Annotated in this window: 18 protein-coding genes; 2 read left to right on the top strand and 16 right to left on the bottom strand. The window is 36.8% G+C overall.

Translation table 11 applies throughout. The annotated features are described in order from the left end of the window. Nucleotides 1-34: 34 nt before the first annotated feature. The 9 genes from ABN764_RS04515 to ABN764_RS04475 all read right to left on the bottom strand — a co-directional run bounded on the left by ABN764_RS04515 (nucleotide 35) and on the right by ABN764_RS04475 (nucleotide 10,200). Nucleotides 35-1,147: a phospholipase D-like domain-containing protein gene (locus ABN764_RS04515; RefSeq protein WP_446671334.1), complete on the bottom strand. Its 1,113-nt coding sequence runs from the start codon at nucleotides 1,145-1,147 to the stop codon at nucleotides 35-37. Between the two features lie 75 nt (nucleotides 1,148-1,222). Continuing rightward, nucleotides 1,223-2,908, bottom strand: a complete 1,686-nt coding sequence (locus ABN764_RS04510) for a UvrD-helicase domain-containing protein (protein ID WP_446671061.1) — start codon at nucleotides 2,906-2,908, stop codon at nucleotides 1,223-1,225. Further along, nucleotides 2,893-4,965, bottom strand: coding sequence for an ATP-dependent nuclease (locus ABN764_RS04505; RefSeq protein WP_446671060.1), 2,073 nt, complete (start codon nucleotides 4,963-4,965; stop codon nucleotides 2,893-2,895). Before ABN764_RS04505 ends, ABN764_RS04510 begins: the two co-directional genes overlap by 16 nt. A 450-nt stretch (nucleotides 4,966-5,415) precedes the next feature. Beyond that, entirely contained in the window at nucleotides 5,416-5,580 is a 165-nt protein-coding gene (locus tag ABN764_RS04500; protein ID WP_446671059.1) for an aspartyl-phosphate phosphatase Spo0E family protein, read from the bottom strand. Between the two features lie 344 nt (nucleotides 5,581-5,924). Then, nucleotides 5,925-6,506 carry a hypothetical protein gene (locus ABN764_RS04495; protein WP_227774658.1) on the bottom strand — a complete coding sequence of 194 codons (582 nt, stop codon included), beginning with the start codon at nucleotides 6,504-6,506 and terminating at the stop codon, nucleotides 5,925-5,927. Between the two features lie 340 nt (nucleotides 6,507-6,846). Then, a complete protein-coding gene (locus tag ABN764_RS04490; RefSeq protein ID WP_072729402.1) occupies nucleotides 6,847-8,139 on the bottom strand; it encodes a helix-turn-helix domain-containing protein in 1,293 nt (430 codons plus the stop codon). Between the two features lie 235 nt (nucleotides 8,140-8,374). Beyond that, nucleotides 8,375-8,737 (bottom strand): hypothetical protein, encoded by a 363-nt coding sequence (locus ABN764_RS04485; RefSeq protein ID WP_446671058.1) that lies wholly within the window; start codon nucleotides 8,735-8,737, stop codon nucleotides 8,375-8,377. Nucleotides 8,738-9,123: 386 nt separating this feature from the next. After that, nucleotides 9,124-9,231 carry a hypothetical protein gene (locus ABN764_RS04480; RefSeq protein ID WP_446671333.1) on the bottom strand — a complete coding sequence of 36 codons (108 nt, stop codon included), beginning with the start codon at nucleotides 9,229-9,231 and terminating at the stop codon, nucleotides 9,124-9,126. 378 nt (nucleotides 9,232-9,609) lie between these two features. Further along, on the bottom strand, nucleotides 9,610-10,200 hold the full coding sequence (locus tag ABN764_RS04475) for a hypothetical protein (RefSeq protein ID WP_446671057.1): 591 nt from the start codon (nucleotides 10,198-10,200) through the stop codon (nucleotides 9,610-9,612). Nucleotides 10,201-10,473: 273 nt separating this feature from the next. Between ABN764_RS04475 and ABN764_RS04470 the strand changes: the two genes are divergently transcribed. Then, the gene (locus ABN764_RS04470; protein ID WP_021253380.1) at nucleotides 10,474-10,797 is read left to right on the top strand and encodes a 2Fe-2S iron-sulfur cluster-binding protein; all 324 of its coding nucleotides are present in this window, start codon (nucleotides 10,474-10,476) and stop codon (nucleotides 10,795-10,797) included. Between the two features lie 400 nt (nucleotides 10,798-11,197). On the opposite strand, the gene ABN764_RS04465 is transcribed toward ABN764_RS04470, so the two are convergent. The 7 genes from ABN764_RS04465 to ABN764_RS04435 all read right to left on the bottom strand — a co-directional run bounded on the left by ABN764_RS04465 (nucleotide 11,198) and on the right by ABN764_RS04435 (nucleotide 15,768). Further along, entirely contained in the window at nucleotides 11,198-11,323 is a 126-nt protein-coding gene (locus ABN764_RS04465) for a hypothetical protein (RefSeq protein ID WP_446671332.1), read from the bottom strand. Nucleotides 11,324-11,590: 267 nt separating this feature from the next. Then, entirely contained in the window at nucleotides 11,591-12,070 is a 480-nt protein-coding gene (locus tag ABN764_RS04460; protein WP_446671056.1) for a DUF2975 domain-containing protein, read from the bottom strand. A 498-nt stretch (nucleotides 12,071-12,568) separates the two neighbouring features. Next, nucleotides 12,569-12,802 (bottom strand): hypothetical protein, encoded by a 234-nt coding sequence (locus tag ABN764_RS04455; protein WP_268625193.1) that lies wholly within the window; start codon nucleotides 12,800-12,802, stop codon nucleotides 12,569-12,571. A gap of 422 nt (nucleotides 12,803-13,224) precedes the next feature. Further along, the gene (locus tag ABN764_RS04450; protein ID WP_446671055.1) at nucleotides 13,225-13,482 is read right to left on the bottom strand and encodes a hypothetical protein; all 258 of its coding nucleotides are present in this window, start codon (nucleotides 13,480-13,482) and stop codon (nucleotides 13,225-13,227) included. A 23-nt stretch (nucleotides 13,483-13,505) separates the two neighbouring features. Beyond that, nucleotides 13,506-13,661 carry a hypothetical protein gene (locus ABN764_RS04445; protein ID WP_446671054.1) on the bottom strand — a complete coding sequence of 52 codons (156 nt, stop codon included), beginning with the start codon at nucleotides 13,659-13,661 and terminating at the stop codon, nucleotides 13,506-13,508. Then, the gene (locus ABN764_RS04440) at nucleotides 13,658-15,064 is read right to left on the bottom strand and encodes a sensor histidine kinase (RefSeq protein WP_446671053.1); all 1,407 of its coding nucleotides are present in this window, start codon (nucleotides 15,062-15,064) and stop codon (nucleotides 13,658-13,660) included. Before ABN764_RS04440 ends, ABN764_RS04445 begins: the two co-directional genes overlap by 4 nt. After that, on the bottom strand, nucleotides 15,061-15,768 hold the full coding sequence (locus tag ABN764_RS04435) for a response regulator transcription factor (protein ID WP_072729630.1): 708 nt from the start codon (nucleotides 15,766-15,768) through the stop codon (nucleotides 15,061-15,063). Before ABN764_RS04435 ends, ABN764_RS04440 begins: the two co-directional genes overlap by 4 nt. A gap of 638 nt (nucleotides 15,769-16,406) precedes the next feature. On the opposite strand from ABN764_RS04435, the gene ABN764_RS04430 reads away from it, so the two are divergent. Next, the gene (locus tag ABN764_RS04430; RefSeq protein WP_446671052.1) at nucleotides 16,407-16,808 is read left to right on the top strand and encodes a hypothetical protein; all 402 of its coding nucleotides are present in this window, start codon (nucleotides 16,407-16,409) and stop codon (nucleotides 16,806-16,808) included. Nucleotides 16,809-17,094: the final 286 nt, after the last annotated feature.

Here is a 17,094-nt window from a genome sequence, read left to right as displayed (position 1 = left end):
AAAAACTCTGCGCAAATGCGCAGAGTACAATGAATTATGTGTTATCAATTATTGGGTTAACAGTGTGTTTTGAAATCTCTTTTATGATTATATCAACGTATTTAAGGCTTTGAATTATATCTTCGAGATTTCTTTTGACATAGTAAATGTCAATTTCAGCATCGTTACAAATATCAGATAGGATGTCACTTGCATTATCTGAAGAGATATCCAAGTAATATTCGAGCTTCTCTCCATCATCAGCCATGGCACTGTATTCGCTTTCGAAGATATCATTTGTTTTCTGCTGGATATCAAAAGTAATGTAATCATAAATTGGCCCATCGATAGCTAAAAGATCAACGGTGTCATTTATGGGCATGTTATCAAGAATATCGTACATTTGTTCTAATGCAGAAGATACTTCATCCTCCACAGAATCAATATTTTCAATAAGACCTTGAATATCAGTTAATTCCTGAAGATCATGAAGCATTACAAATAGATCATTCTGCGAAAATTTTGTTTCATCATTAATGAATATTGCCTCTTCATTTTTACGAATATAAAAGAATGAATCCATAAAATTCTCATAATGATTCACTAATCTAGTAAGAATACTAATTATAAATAGTCTTAATTGATTATAATTGTCATTAAAATATGGTACTGAGTTTTCTTTTAAGTATTCAAAAAATATCTCATAAAGTTTCTTAATGAATTGCTTATCTTCTATAAGGATACCGGCCTCATAGTTATTTTTGCTTTCAACTGAATAGTTTGCAGAACCTATATATACTATGTTTTCTGTACCTATGATCTTAGAGTGGTTATTAAAATTAAAAAACGGAACGATAGGTCCATTAAAGGTATCTGGATTTAGCTTAGCAAGATATGTATTGATGTTTGTACTGGCAGTACTTCTCCATTTTCTACCTTTCTCGCCATTGTAATAAGACTCAGCACGCGAAGGGATATTTGTTATAATTTCAATATTAGTATCTATATTTAAACTTTTTATTGCTTGTAAAAGTGGGTCTTCTTTTTTACTAGAAATATTGAAAGTAACGATCCTTATTTTTTTTGCATTTTTGAAGTCTTCTACCACACTCTTAAATCCATATTCATCCTTGGAAGAAACAAACTTCCCACCTTCAAAGTCCCACATAACATTCAATTATTATTACCTCCTTAGCATCACTTATTACACGGTAAATTAACCTCTGGAAATGAAGAAAGATCATTAAATCTCGATATGCTTAATTTCGCACACTTCTTCTAACTTGCTAGCGGCTTTAGGAGATAAACTTGGAACACAAAAATAAAGATTCTTTTGGGCTCTGCTAGCAGCCACATAATAAACCCTATGTTCTTCGTTGTTTATATCAGGTGATAACAAGAAAGCTAGATCTCTATCCTCATTATATTTTTGATTAGACTTAGGTTTAATAATAACCAGAACATTTTCAAATTCACTGCCTTTTGCTTGGTGGATAGTACGATCTCGTCCTATGTTTTCTTGGTGTTTAATAAGAAGTGCTACTTCAGAGTATTTTATGTTCTTATAAAAAGATTCTGCTTGAGTCGGATTATTTTTTCTAATTTGAAAGTTGGGCAGTTGAAAAACATCTAAAGCCTTTATTATGTCATAAAAATCCATCATTGATTTGTTACTATATTCAGCATATTCATTTAACAATTGATGAATAATTGTAAGAGCAACTCTGTGGCTTTCTCCACCCATTAAGTTTCTGCGTATTTCCTGAATTGAGTTTTTATAGTTTTTTTGTTTTGCAAACTCTATAGTTTTTATTAGAGATATTATAATTTTTCTTCGATTTTTATTTGAATCGTTTTCTGAAAAGATTGAATCAATTGTCATTGAACTTAAATTACCAGCATACTCTACCTTATCCCTCATTGAATTCGCAACTATGTTAGAAAAAGAAAGAGTATATAAATTATTGCTATTAATCAATTGATGTATATGTGATACGGCTGAAAATGGCTGCCCAATTAAAACAAGTGGTTTTTCTCCTATCTTCTTCTTCGGGCTTTTTTGTGTTATATCAGTACGTATAGTATTTAAAAGTTGTAGTATTTGTTCAGTACTCCGATGATTATCTTGCATTTTATAAAACAACATTTCGGGTAATTCAAAGTTATTAAATTGTTCAACATCTGCTCCTTGGAAACTATAGATCGATTGAGCCATGTCCCCAATCACGCCTATAATAGATTCTTTTTGTGCGATCAGTTTTATTATTTCTGCTTGAATTGGACTCGTATCTTGAAATTCGTCGATGAATACATAAGGGAACTTGGAACGAATGACTCTCAAAGCCCCAGGATGATTATGTAATATCTCCCACGATAATGCCAAAACATCATCGTGATGTATGATCCCTTTCTCCCAAAACATTTTTTTGTAGTTATATAAATCAGAATGCATATCTTTTTTTCTTCCTCTTATATGAAGTTTACAGATATCATCCTCAATGAACCAAAAGATATTTTTAATTAAATCCTTATTTGATAATTTGTATTTGCTTTCTAAATTGGTTTTTTTGAAGTAACCAGAAACAACATGATCAAAGGGGACTGTAATTTTTGTAACATCTATATTGTGCACACCATTTATTAAGGAAAAGTAAGGTTTAAGTACGTGTTCGAATAAAAAACTATGAATAGTGCAAACTTCGACATGATCATTACCTTCTTTTAATCTATCTAAAAGTGTCTCTACACCAACATTTGTGTAAGTAATACAAGCCACCTTTCTATTTCTTCCTAAACGAGTTGAATTATGCATGACATTTTTGACGTGATTAACCAAAAATGTAGTTTTTCCAGCTCCTGGACCGGCGACAACTTTGAAATGATTTTCTATAGGAATCTTGTCGTCTGCAGTAATTAATTGAGAATCCATTTTATCGCATCCTTTATGTATTGTGGGACATTAAATGGCTCCTTGTTTTCCTTTTCAAGATTAACTTCTAGTTCACGAGCTAACTCAAAGGCATTTTCACCTTTTGTTATTGAATTGAGATATCTTGCCGCTAAAACATGTTCTCTTTTATCTTCTCCTTGATATTTTTGGATATTATCCCTAATTCGCTGATTTTGCTTCCCTCTTTCACTTAGAATTTGTAGAATCTCATTTAATTCTTTACCCTGTTGATAATTCATAAACATATTTGTTAATTCATCCTTGTTTTTCATTGATTTTGTGAGAATTAACAAGCTACCAGGATTTTCAAATGCTAATGAATATTCGAATGTACGTCCTTTTCCTTTCTCTTGAGAGAAACAGCGAATATTATTTGGTAGTTCTTTATCAACTAATTTATTTGTACATGAATTGTAAGTATATATATTTGGTTCTAGATTAAGTTCAAATGGATAACATTTATTGTCTTCTTTTGTAGAATCTAATTCATCAGCTGATTTAGATACGTCATTTTTAATTCTTGTTGGATCCAAATCAGTTATGCAGACTACTTTTTTATGAATAGTATAAGGACTCATTGAATCGAATAATTTAAGAAAATGATCAAAAAAACGTCCATTTACATTTATTACAGATACGTGATTGCTTTCTAGGTCATCCCCAAGATACCTTGCAAACAGCGACATGGTTAGTTGCTCTGCTAACCCTTCTACGAGAATAACCGATTTTGCAAACAGCATATCGGATTTTGTTGTGTCCAAAAAACGTTCTACATAGGATTTACCTTCAGAATCTCCTTCAAATATCTTACCTAAATAACTAATGTTAAGTCGATCATTGTCTGACCGATGGAAGCATATTATCTCATCTAGAGATACAGCAGATGTAATATTCGGAGAATGTGTAGTTATAAAGATTTGTCGAGCTTTACTTTTTCCGTTCTCTCTGAGAAATTTCAAGAATTTGTATTGCATTGCGGGATGTAAATGTGCTTCAGGCTCTTCAATAATTAAGACAGGAAATGTCTTTGCATTACTGCCAAGATAGTCACCTGATGCATCTTTTTGCATTTTAGCCAGTAATAAAGACATAAATATGAGATTGTTATAACCTAGCCCGTTATGGGTTGCTGGAATAGTTACACCGGTTTCATATTTTACAATTAGCCGTAGTGCCGAATACAATTCCGAGTCCAATATATTTCCATCAAAATCAGGGTATGCATTTCCAATTGAAGCTCCTGTATCATTTGCGTAACTAAGCATTTCTTTTTTTCCATGTTGCATACGATCTTTGAGTGACTGAATGAGTGTATTTGCATTTTTTGAAAAATCCTTTTTCAGTATTTCAATTTCATTCAACTGTTCTTGTTTATCCTTATTTGAATCACTTTTTATTTCGTAGTCCATAAAAAAGTCAATAACTTCTCGTAATAAAGTGTTTCTTCCTGTAAATAGGTCTCTTTCAACATCTCGGATAGCATCGATAAATTGGAAGTCAATTTTTTTTAGTGACTCGTAATCTGCAGGTTGTTTCAGTTTCAAATCCCCACCGTAAATACTTGATTTATACTTCCGTAAGAAACTATGTTTGATAGTTTGCCAGTATTCTTCGATATTATTACTTGTAATGTTGGCCATTGCTTTTTTATAATCGTCTTCTTCCTTCTCTGGCAAATAAAAAAGGTAGGTTAAAGATGCTTTATATGGTTTATTTAATTCAGTCAACCAATTTGCTACTGTTACTAAATCCTCAGAATATTCAGGCTCATCAACTGACTCAGTGAATGTAACTGTAATTGAAATCGTTGGTGAAGAAACTTTCAAATCTTCTGTTGATACGTCTTTATTGAAATCATCAACAGTCAACCTTTTTGGTGACCCAGCACTAAGCACTAACTCTAAAGCTTTAAGTAAATTCGATTTACCGGAATTGTTATGCCCTATTATGACATTCATTCCCTCATTAAATTCTATGAAATTGTCCGATCCCTTAAAATTACGAAAATTCTCAATATTTATTCTTGAAATATACATCTTTCCATCCTCCTATCCAACAGAATTATAGAATTTACAAACATAATACTTTTGGACTGTTTTTCATTTTAAATAGTTAAAGTATAGGTTAAATTATCTATTTCATTTTAACATAATAATTCCATAGAATACCTTCTGAACATATGAATTCTTACTTGGTCTAACTAATAGTTGTTTTATCAGTTTCATTTTGTATAGGAGAATTCCATATTTTCGCCGCCATTCTTGGAGGCGAGTTTCCGCCAAGCAAAAGGGTAACTTTGTGTCAATCTCTAAGCAAAAGGGTAACTTTGTGTCACAAAAAAATGACACAAAGTTACCCCCAAAAATAACGAAATCCCTTATAAAATAAGGGAAGTTAATAGGGGCAACTTTGTGTCGTTTAACAACATTATTGGGCATGCTATTCCCTCCTTAAAAATATAAGTTGGCTTCATTAAAGGTTTGTAGCTATTTATAATTTCTTTTTTTCTGCCGCGATTGCATTTCTACAATGTATATATCAAGTTGTTGGCTGATTCGTATCACTTCTTCGTCTGCAAAGCCATCTTTAATCTGTACAATCTCCGTAAGCTTCTTCCTAAGCTCATTAATTTTCTCCTCTAAAGAATCCATTACAGATCACCTCACGTACGCTATCTCAATCTTGTAATGTACGTTTCAGTAAAAACTGTATAAAAAAACCACGGCAACATTTGTGTAAAAATGAAATAAGAACACCCGAAGGTGTTCTTATCATTAGATTTGATTCTTATCACTCGGATCTTTTGCCGGTGATCTTATCTATAATGAACATAAATGCACTGAACAAAAGGGACATAATCAACATGTCTAGTATAGTTACACCCGAGTCACTTTTTATGCCAAAGAACATAATAATCTGTAGAATCAGAGATATCACAAAAAGTGATATGTATCTAATGCTATTCATGCAACACCATTCCCTTCGTTGAGTAACTTTACTGACCTATGCAACGGATACTAAACCAAACCAAACTAGCAGCAAGTCCTACAGCTCCGCCTTTAATTGCATTTTTTCCGACGATTTTGATGATTTCAACGGCTAACTTATCCCACAATTTCTTTTCGATCATTTCCATCATTCCGCCAGTTAAAAAGCCGATCCCTGTAAAGTCAATAATTTGGTTAGCAACACAAGATCCCCATGAAGCTGTGGAGAATTCTCCAGCATCTGGATTAGGCACTCCCTCTAGCATATTTGCTGTTAGTTGCTCACCGTTTGCAAGCTTAACAAATGCCGAGATGGTTGCAACATTATCAAATCCGAACTTCTGAGCTATTTTTCCCTCATTCAATACATACTTACCGTCTTTTTTCACAGATGCCTCTTCAAAAATGAATTTCAGGTCAGATGCTACTTGAGCTGATTCAGCCTCACGTACATCAGAATCTTTCACAGTTCCCATCATGCTGCCAATTTGTGACCCCACTTGCCGATCTGATGCTGCAAAAGCCATCGGTGCAAACATCGAAAATGCCATACTCACACTTAATAACGTTCCGATCCATTTTTTCTTCAAGCAACTCGCCTCCATATATTATTGGAGAAGATTACTCTTTATACATGGGAAGGACTCCGTATCAAGATAAACTATATGCGCAACTGTATGTAATGATACATCATCTATTTCTAAGGTGATTTAAAGAGCACCCTCACATAGCGAGTATATAATATGTTGCATAAATTCCATATTTTAGTCGTCCATGAAACAAAAAGTAAACTAAAAGGTGATTTTGGCATGTTTAACTATTTCACCAAGGGAAAACTCCCCCCTGATTGTTTCCTGATGAAGCTGTTATTGTCAAGATCACGATGGCATATAAAAGAGTAGCGGATGTACATCTTCTTTATGAACTGTTTCATGCTGAATCCCCCGTTACTTGAGCATTGTGAGTAAAATATGCGCTTAACTTTTCAATTGTTGACTTTTGCATAGGAATATTTTTTTCTAAATGAATATGCATGACCATATTCAAGCATTTTTTCTCTTCAACCGTATCGTTAACTTTAGAATAGTGCAGTGCCCCTTCTAAAAAGAGATTAATACATGTTTCATATTCACCAACGGCTAAATAATATTCCCCTTTGATTTGAAGATAATCAGCGTATCTGGAACAGATTAAAGGGTTGCTCTTGTCAATAACGGATTGATCTATATTGCTAGTACACAGTAGGTTATTAGCGCTTTCGAGGTCATTTCGTTGTAAAAATAAGCGAAGAAGTTGATTGGTGGCAAGGATGACAGAATCATTACTACAGGACTTTAAAAATGAACGGAGCTGTTCAATAGATTTTTCGATCTCCCCTTTCTTTGTATTTAATAATGCCTCCATAAGAATAACATTTTCTCGGGTGTAAGGATAGTCGAATTGTTTATACTGTATAGCATATCGTTCAGTCTGCTTATAATCTCCAAGACAATAATACGAATTTCTAAGGATGCCAATTGCATGTACTCTATAGGAACTTAATCCATTATCTTCTGTAATAATCTTCTTACATTGTTCAATGCTTTCGTTATAAAGTCTCAAATTATAAGCATGAATCCCTAACTTGTAGTATAGCTCAATCCGATATTGTTGTGGCAAAAATTTGATGTAATTCAAAATGTATTTCCCATTGTAATATGTTTCCTTCATTCGCATGAAGTCATTTCTTTCAATCAGGTACTGCTGATACAAACCTTTTGCAATATAGGGCATTATTCCATGTGAGCGTGAGTAGTCAATGATGAGGTTATACAGTGACAATTTGATGGAGGTATCTTCAATGGAGTCGATTTGTTGATATAGCTTCTCGGTTAAGTCAATGCTGTCTTCGTTTGGAGATTCAAGGTATTTGTTCGCAACTTTCCTGATTAGTTCGGTGCTGCTCCTTCGCTGGATCGTCGCTTGCAGGATATCGAACAACAAGTCTGATCTTTTTTCATTTTCGACGTAATAATCAACCAACGTTTCAAAAGGGATATCCAATGTTGTTGCCAACGGATATGCGGTCGAAAATTCTGGTCGTTTTACTTCGCCGTTCTCGATTCTTGATATCGTACCTTTGTTGATCCCTGACAGTTTTGATAACTGAGTTAATCTGATATTCGATGCACATCTAGTGTCACGAATTAGTTCTCCAATTGTTTTAATGATCGTCGTGTCCAATATCAACCCTCCTTATTTTGATTTAATTACCTATATTTTACCATATATTGAACGGTATGTACATTGTTAGAGCAAACCGTGGGCCGTTATGAAAAGAAGTTCCTTCCTTTATTCAGAAGGAACTTCTAGCTTTATTGGAATTTTTCAAACTCATTCCTTAGCCAAAGATGATTATGAACAACTATATATTGTTCTGAGTTAATCAAAAGATCGACGAGCTCGCGTTTGGAAAGCTTCATATACCGCCTTCTAACGCGATCAATGTCTCTATCTGGACAATATCCTTGAATGTATAATTCTGCTCTTCTATAGCCATTTGTGAAGCCCTACAAGGCATTCTGTTCTTGGAAGTGCAGTACTCAGCAAAGTATGCTTGCAACTTCTCATTCGAGCGAATCGTATTGGGATGATTGCCATTTCCTTCTGTATCTATCTCCTTTGTTTTAGCGGAAACCGTCTGGTATGATACAACTTTTAATTCTTTGCGAAGGATGTCGATTGCTTTTACGCCCAGATCGTAAACTCGCTTTTTTCTCTTATCATAGGTTTCTTGAAGATTATTATATTCAATCTTTGATGTATCGGATTTCCGGTTCATAAGATCCATCCTTCTGGTACTTCTCAATTAATCTAATTTCATCTAATTCGTATTTAGCCTGCTCTTTGCAATCTTCATTTTCTTAACTTCAAGTGGTAATCCAATTTCTTCCTTAAATTCTGGTCGGGGGACTTTTGCTCCGCATCCAACACATGCCAACTTCGTAGGACAAACAAAATCGATGGTGCATATGCCTCCCAAAACTTTAGATAATGTGCCCACCTTCTCACGGTAATCCTCATAAAATTCTTTTAATTCGCCTGGAGCCCGTAAAACACCCTTTTGTATATCAATATAGGTAATCCAATTTTCGTGAAGAGATTCTATGGATTCTGATATTTGTTGTCTTGTTGGTGCAGCATAAATAGCATTAATAGAAAACTCATTTATATGTTTGTATCCTGGAGAGCTTCCATGAACCGATATGTCTCTTCAATCGGGTCAAAAGATGGAGTAATCATATCGATCTGACTCTCTGAAAAGTCGGTTTGGATATAGGGATTATCCTATTATCCGTCTTATTTCCATACGTCTTAAGCTTGTATAGAAAAGGGAAAAGCAGTAGCTAGCGGCAACTGGATCTACATACAGAAACGGATACAATATTCTCAACCTACCAGATTACTCCTGCCCTACTTCCATCTGGCGCTTGAACAAATCCATCTCCTGTCAAGCAACCTACATCATCGTCATATTGGAAGAAGAATTTAAGTGGCCTGCTATCAAATTTTTGACTTTAGGAATATAAGATTCATCAATGGGTATGATTTCTATATTCAAAAAAACCCCTCCCGTGCAAAATTAAAATCTAAATATAATTAATTCATGAGAAATAATATCAGTATCCTTCCCGTTTGCATAATAGCTCTCCGCTAATTAAATACGATTCTGAACCCCACACTCAAAAGGGCCACGGAGACCAGACCTAAAATAACTCCCAGTGCTAACGATTCAAGCGTAAACCAGCGGAATTGCCCCGGCTCTGTTTTATCGATTTTTTTAATGCGGTACAGGATGGCCGCGTTGCCCGATAAGGTAATGATTATAACTATAATAGTCATAATCATCCAAAACCCAGACACATCCCGAATTTGCATGGGATCGTCATCCCTTATGCGAGTAAAAGCCACTAATTGATTTGCCAATAAAAACGTAAAGGCAAATAGTTTCACAATCCGTCCATTTCGCTCCTGCTTCTTGCCTAACTTTTCCCGTTCATATTCCGCAATTTCACGCATAAACCGGGGCCAGTGTAAGAAGAGAAGATGCTTCGGGAAAAAGAGGCCCCAAAATTCAAAAAGCAACAGGGCCCCATACAAAAAAACGCCTACAAGATAAACGTTCGAAGGCGACGGCTCTAGAACAAGTAAGAGACCGCCGGATAATGGGATGAGGATGCAAATACATACATTGATGAGAATGATTTGTTTCACGCGCAAGGATTTAAGTCTACTCGTGTCCATGTTTGGCACACTCCTATCCGCCGAACTTTACAGCACATCCCATTTTACCATATATAGGAACACTGGGGGGGTTAAATTAGGCAGGGCCTAATGGATGGGTGGGTTCCTCCATATACAACCGTGATGAAGTAACAAAGCTTGATCTCCTCATGCATAAAGGTTAACGCGTTCGGTTGTTTACAGATCGCGATTTTGGATAGTATGATAGTGATATTGCACATGATAAGCCATTGATTGCGCAGCTACCAAATTAGGAATGGGGAGAAGTCCAAAATGCCGACGATTCAAATTGAAGGAAGAGGCTCCTATGAAGTTGCAGAAGGTACTAAACTTGTGCTTGCCCTGGTAGATAACGGGGTAGATATATTGCACCGCTGCGGCGGCAAGGCCAAATGCACGACGTGCCGGGTCGAAGTGGTGGATGGAGACGCCGGTCCGGTTGGTGAAGCGGAAGCCGCTCTTCTGCAGGCCAAAGGCATTGCGGAATCAAACATCCGCTTATCGTGCCAGATTCAAGTACATAACGATCTTACTGTAAAACCGGTGATGACGGTATCGTCATCCGGCCTGGAGCCAGGCAATCGTCCGCAGGACTAACCGATCGCGAACCGGCTTCCGGGCTCGTAACCACGCTAAGGCATCTCGCATGAGGTGCTCAGCGTGGTTTTTTAATTAATGGCCTTGGCCAGTTCACCGAACCAGCTAAGCCTTATGCGAGCATGTCGCGAGCCTCGTCGTGCAGCGGTCGCCTGGCTAGTCGCGCCAAATCCGGCGATACGCTTTCCATATCGGATAAAGACAGCAATCGATAGTTTAACGTTACTAGTATTTGGTAAGTTGCGTTAACTGACCGTTACTTCAATGAATACGACAGCTGATCTTTTGACCAGCTGCCTCTATCTCATGATTCAACTATCGTTGCCGTTAGTTGAACCACCACTATCACTTGTTACTGTCATCCATATTAATTTACTAAGGGGATTCTCTAATTGAGTTGTTAACGAACACTGATGTTCTTAAGCAAATCTTCGATCAAGAATCCGTTGATCTTTAGTCCCGTTATATCGCAGTCAGTAATCTCTACGTGCGACAAATTGCAGTGCGAGAATCGCGTTTTATTCAGGTCACATTTGTGGATTCAATTACTTCACCTACGTTATTTAGGTCAAAAACATTCCTTCTGTAAGTGGAAAATAAAGTAATAGACTTCCATTCGACTTTTCGAATTGTCATACCACCAGACTCCATAAAATAAGTTTTAGACTGATCTTAGAAATCGAAACAGCGACAGCCTAAGGATGAGAAAATAAAGTCCTAGACGGTCGCTGTTCCATTTAACTCCCTCGGTACGATTCAGTTTATTCAAGAATGCTTTGCCATATCCTCAACCTCAGACCGTCAAATCATTTTCTGATTTTATATGAATCGCTTCTTGTAAAAGTCTTTGGAGAACAGCTGCAAAAACGGCGATAACCAACGAACCAAAAATGATGATGAGTCCCACAAATCCGATAGGAGGGTCAACTTTCTCCCCTATAAAATGAAAGAGTGGCATACCTAATACGTACCAACCACTTATTGTAATTGCACAACACTTTATGTTCTTTAACGCCTTTACAGATAAATCCGAAAACGCTGTGTTCTCGTCAATGTATCGCAAAAGGTTAAAAGCCTGATAGAGAGCAAAGTAAAAAGGCACAGCCGCTCCATACAACAAAATTAAGACGAGAGATTCTAGATAAGCAATATCTGGATACAATTTCCCAGCAAAAACTCCGATTTTAGGAGCCAAAAATATACAAAATGCAAGAATGGGGATTCCGATAAGAATAACAGCTATCTTTAAAAAGAACGTCGTTACTTTTTTCAAAAAAAGCACCTCACTTGATTTAATGATAAAGAAACTTTATCATTAAATATATCGTTTTTCAATAAATAAACATTGATTTCAATTGCATTTTTATTGTTGTACGATTAAAAAAAGCATTTCTCATTACAAAGAAATGCTCTTACTTTAAAAAGTTAAATTTACCAACGTGTTAAACTAAACTGCCCGTTAGCGAAATGACACACAGTCAGTTAACAGCTTTACTACTATATGTTCGCTGAACAATGTCATTTCTGCTAATCTCTATGAGAGTATTTAGTTTCGTGTATTTTCACGAGCATGACCGGTAATCGATTTTGGTAGTGATTTATACTCGTTTTATACAACTCTGAAGCATTGGAAACGAAATGTTTCTGTCACTGATGATAATGATCATGTGTATTTTCATTTTTATGACAGTTAGGGTTTTAAGCTAACCTGAGAAAAGCAGCCAGTTCCTTATGACTGGCTGCCTTACGTGTTTTTTATGAGCCATCGTACTCATTGTCTTACCGTCAGACTCCATGAAAGATGCGATATCATCCCACAGAAAGTTGCACCTGCAGCCTTCGCTGATTCAATTGCTAATTTCTGATAGCTCTCCGGAATTTCCTCAGTAAAGTCAAGACTGTCTCCACCTGTACTGATATTGGAGTTTCCCCGTAAATAGACAACTTGCCCTAAAAAAGGGATCCCGCTCCATTGATGATTATGATTGTTTAAGATCTGATTCACGATCGATCCACTCAAGAATTTTAAAGTACAGGACATAATTTTATGTATTGCATCATCCTCACTCCTGTAACACTTTGTCACAGATTGTCTATCTTTGACTATATGAAATGTAAATTACAAGAGAAAACCGTCGGCCGTTTATGAAAAAGAAGTTCCTTCAAAATATAGAAGGAACTTCTAGCTTTTTTTGAAAACTCATTCTTTATCCAAAGATGATTATGAACAGCTAAATATTGTTCCGAGTTAATCAGAAGATCGACGAGCTCGCGTTTGGAATACTTCATTTATCGCCTTCTAACACAATCAACGTCTCGATCTGGACGAATTCCTTGAATGTATGATTCTGCTCTTTCTAGAGCCATTTGTGAAGCCCTACGTGGCATTCAGTTCTTGGACGTACAGTACTCAGCAAAGTATATACGCTAAATCGATCCCATGCCTCTTCCTTGCATCATTGAGTTTTTCTGCATCATTCCCTGAGAGTTAGAATTTCCTCCTCTCTGATGACAATTGTTGTACATTTGTTCCAATTCTGAATCATTTAAATTTGGATGCATTTCTTTCATGAAAGGAAGCATGTCTTTAGTGGTACCTGGATTCACATCTGCCGCATAGACAGCAGATCCGATTCCAAGAGTCAGAACAGTTGCACCAACTATCGCTATGAACTTGTTTTTCATGTTGTCACCTCCTGATGAATTACTTAAATCATACTCTTCAAATATGTTGAAACTGTGTAGATTGGTGTGGATCCAAAAAGCATGAAAGTATCTCCTTGATAATACATAGCCGAAACGGTTAAACACACCAGGCCAATCGTCACAAAGAATGCGGCGATCAACCAGTCGACTTTTTTCATATCGACTCCTCCTGTATCGTCGGGAGGGCAAACTGAACCGTAAAACAAGTACCAAACCCCTTCTTACTGGTAACCTGAATGTTTCCTCCCTGCAGCTCCACTAATTTCTTTACAATGGATAGTCCGAGTCCCGTACCGCCAGTTTGTCGTGATCTGGACTTCTCTGCTCGATAGAAACGTTCAAAAATGTACGGAAGCTCCTCCTCTGGAATGCCAATGCCTGAATCCTCTATGGAAACAGAGACCGTATCATGAGTGTGACTCGTATGGATTCGAATCGTACCCTGTTCTGTATAACGTATCGCATTTTCCAATAGATTGATCATGATCTGTTCCATTCGCATTCCATCCCCGCGGATTAGCGGAATTGAATCCGTCAGATGAACGCTAAGTGCTATCCCTTTCTCCTTTGCTTTTAAAGTCACCCTATTAACGGCCTGATTTATAATGTCATTTATATCGACCCATTCGATGACAAGACTGACCTTACCTTCTTCCATCTTCGAAAGTTCAAACAGATCGTCAACCAGATGCTGGAGGCGAACGCCTTCCTGATAAATGATATCTAGATAACTGTCCTTCTCTTCTTCTGTCTGATACAAATGGTTTTTCAGCACACTGGCATATCCTTTAAGGTGCGTGATCGGAGTTCGGAGTTCATGAGATATATTAGCGAAAAACTCTTGCCGTGTATCTCGATATCGCTGTAAGTCGGTTGCTAAATTATTGATCGCCTCCGCCAAATCGCCAATTTCATCTTTTCGTTGAATATCTAATCGGTTTTCTAACTCTCCAACGGCAATTTTCTTTGTCGCTTGCTGCATAAGAATTAGGGGCCGAGAAAAGAGGTGTGCCATAATCCACGTTATTCCGATTGCAAGTAAAAAGGCTCCTACTCCTGAAAGGAGCAGCAGATTTTGCACAGCAGCAAGAGACTTATCCATACTTAGGGTGGAGGCCATTACATAAATTGCTGAAGATACTTGATTATCGCGATAGATCGGTTGTCCAATCACCACATAACGATTGCCTAATGGATCCTGGTGTTCTAAGTTAATGGAAATTCCAGAGAAGATCTTCTTAATATCTTCTGGATGGATAAACGATCGGTCTGAAGCACTGTGTTCACCTGTATGAAGCGTTATCTCGCCTTTTGAGTTGATATAAAACATACTCACATTTGAAAAATCAGCGAAGGTCATAATCATTTCCTCTGAGGAAGACTCCGTTGTTTCTGCCATCGAGATGAAATGAGAGGTCATCTCTGCGACCTCCGTTCTCATTTCCGAATGATAAAAGTTAGAGAACATCTGATAGATACTTACACCCAGAAAGGAGATGACGATAAAGAATACTGAAATGATGATTAAACCAAGTTTCACCCCAATTCTATTGTTCCTCATCTCGTTACTCCTTGGGCTGTAAATTTATATCCTACCCCCCACACGGTTTCAATGGGGTTATAGCCAAGACCTGCGCGTTGTAGTTTTTCTCGGATATTTTTTATATGGGTATCAACAGCACGAGTGTCACCGGTATATTCATAACCCCATAATCGTTCAACTAACTCTTCTCGTGAAAAAGACCGCTGCGTATTTTTCGCTAGATAAAGGAACAAATCAAACTCTTTGGGCGTAAAATCAATACTTTTTTCATGAATATGAACTTCGCGAGCTTCTGCGTTTATTTTCAGATTGTGAAATTCCATGATCGTATGCTGAAACTTCTGCGATTGGTTGATCATAGAACGCCTTAACAAGGAACATACACGCGCCACTAACTCTTCGGGTTCAAAAGGCTTTGTTAAGTAATCATCAGCTCCAATGCCTAGTCCATGTACTTTATCCTTTGTATCAGAGCGAGCCGTGAGCATGAGGATAGGTATTGTTTCGGTTTCACGTATTGCTTTACAAACCTCCCAACCCTCCATTCCAGGCATCATGACATCCAAAATGACAAGATCAAATGCACTCTGCTTCATGATGGACAACGCCTCGTAACCAGATGAGGCTTCCTTAACCTCAAAGCCCTCCTTTAAGAGAAAAATGCGCAGCAAATTACGCATATTCCATTCGTCATCGACTACAAGCACCCGAATTTTTGACATGTCGCTCACCCGCTTCTTCAATCCTATTTCAAAAGTTAACTTTTTTATGATCTTTCAAAAAATCAATTTCCATCTACATTTGTCCATTGCTCGTCATTTGAAGACTGCCCCGACTGATTTCCATTATAAATAAGAATAACATAGGCAGCGGCATCAACGGACACATAAGTGTTATTCATCATCGCTTAAGGTGTTAGTCCCCTTATAATTGCAATGTCTGTGTGCATGAACTTTATATCTGGATTTTAGATCCTGTTTGTGTAGAAACCATGTTGAAATCATGGAGTATAAATAACAAGTCGAGAATTTTCTCAACCGCTTTACGGTTCTTTCCCTTGTATGGATAGTCAACTCATTCCCATAAGGATTCAAGAGTTGCACCATTTCTTGCATTTCACGGATACAGGTAAGTGCCATCTCCTTCATCGTGCCACGGGAGCCCCAAGAATCATGTAAAATCGCTTCTATGCCTTCTGCGATCATCTGATCATGATTGAGGCCCGCCATCTTCTGGTCGTCCATACCGAAAGGTTCATCTTCTTTGAGTAGCATTGTATTTGTAATTAAAAGAAACAAACATTTTGGAATTTAAATGTAGTGAAAAGTGCATAAAAACCTGTTTAGAAGGGAATAAGAGAATGATAAACTTTGAAACTATGATAGAAACTGCAAAATCAGTTCTTGCTGAAGAATCGCCTTTGCAAAACTCAGAAATGCCACCACAGGCGACAGTACTACTTACTGACCATGGCAATGTACATGTAGCTATCTGTCGTGACGTGTTCGGTTCCGACTGTGGTTATGTAAACTTAATAAATACGCTTAAAAACAAAGGAGAGTCTAGAGTTCTCCAAATGGTCACAATGTGGAAGAACGGTACTGTTGACTCTCCTAGTATGAACTTAATAAAATCAATTTATGAAATGAACAAGGAAAATCTAGAGACCGAAGTCATGTTATTTGGTAAAAAACATGATGACCCAGAAGAGCTACCACTCAGAAATTTTATTAGTAAACTGAAATACATGATTATTTATTGAATGAATGCAATTTTAACTCCTAATCTATTATTTATGTTTTACCAATGAATCCATTTTTCTCAGCAAACCTGTTCATCAATTATGCATACATAATAAAGGCTATTGAATTTGAAGTTGCTTAAATGATTGGTCATAATTGTTGATTTATTGTATTGCTACTCCTCATGCAAGTACCAATTCTGTTGCGTTCATGTAGTAAGAATATTACTCATAAAGTACATGTAGTCGATCGAGCGAGGATATGAAATGACTTCAAAGCTATGTATCATTTATCTTTAAAAGGGCT

This window comes from Paenibacillus wuxiensis (assembly GCF_040195695.1).
GTDB classification, from domain to species: domain Bacteria; phylum Bacillota; class Bacilli; order Paenibacillales; family Paenibacillaceae; genus Paenibacillus_B; species Paenibacillus_B suaedae.
Note: the sequence above shows the minus strand (reverse complement) of the source record. Positions and strands in the feature narration are given on the sequence as shown.

Excerpts from the sequence above, each read along its gene's own strand:
- ABN764_RS04440 (WP_446671053.1), bottom strand. The coding sequence starts at position 15,064 with ATGAGGAACAATAGAATTGGGGTGAAACTTGGTTTAATCATCATTTCA.
- ABN764_RS04470 (WP_021253380.1), top strand. The coding sequence starts at position 10,474 with ATGCCGACGATTCAAATTGAAGGAAGAGGCTCCTATGAAGTTGCAGAA.
- ABN764_RS04515 (WP_446671334.1), bottom strand. The coding sequence starts at position 1,147 with ATGTGGGACTTTGAAGGTGGGAAGTTTGTTTCTTCCAAGGATGAATAT.
- ABN764_RS04430 (WP_446671052.1), top strand. The coding sequence starts at position 16,407 with ATGATAAACTTTGAAACTATGATAGAAACTGCAAAATCAGTTCTTGCT.
- ABN764_RS04435 (WP_072729630.1), bottom strand. The coding sequence starts at position 15,768 with ATGTCAAAAATTCGGGTGCTTGTAGTCGATGACGAATGGAATATGCGT.
- ABN764_RS04510 (WP_446671061.1), bottom strand. The coding sequence starts at position 2,908 with ATGGATTCTCAATTAATTACTGCAGACGACAAGATTCCTATAGAAAAT.
- ABN764_RS04500 (WP_446671059.1), bottom strand. The coding sequence starts at position 5,580 with ATGGATTCTTTAGAGGAGAAAATTAATGAGCTTAGGAAGAAGCTTACG.
- ABN764_RS04505 (WP_446671060.1), bottom strand. The coding sequence starts at position 4,965 with ATGTATATTTCAAGAATAAATATTGAGAATTTTCGTAATTTTAAGGGA.
- ABN764_RS04445 (WP_446671054.1), bottom strand. The coding sequence starts at position 13,661 with ATGAAAAAAGTCGACTGGTTGATCGCCGCATTCTTTGTGACGATTGGC.
- ABN764_RS04450 (WP_446671055.1), bottom strand. The coding sequence starts at position 13,482 with ATGAAAAACAAGTTCATAGCGATAGTTGGTGCAACTGTTCTGACTCTT.
- ABN764_RS04475 (WP_446671057.1), bottom strand. The coding sequence starts at position 10,200 with ATGGACACGAGTAGACTTAAATCCTTGCGCGTGAAACAAATCATTCTC.
- ABN764_RS04485 (WP_446671058.1), bottom strand. The coding sequence starts at position 8,737 with ATGAACCGGAAATCCGATACATCAAAGATTGAATATAATAATCTTCAA.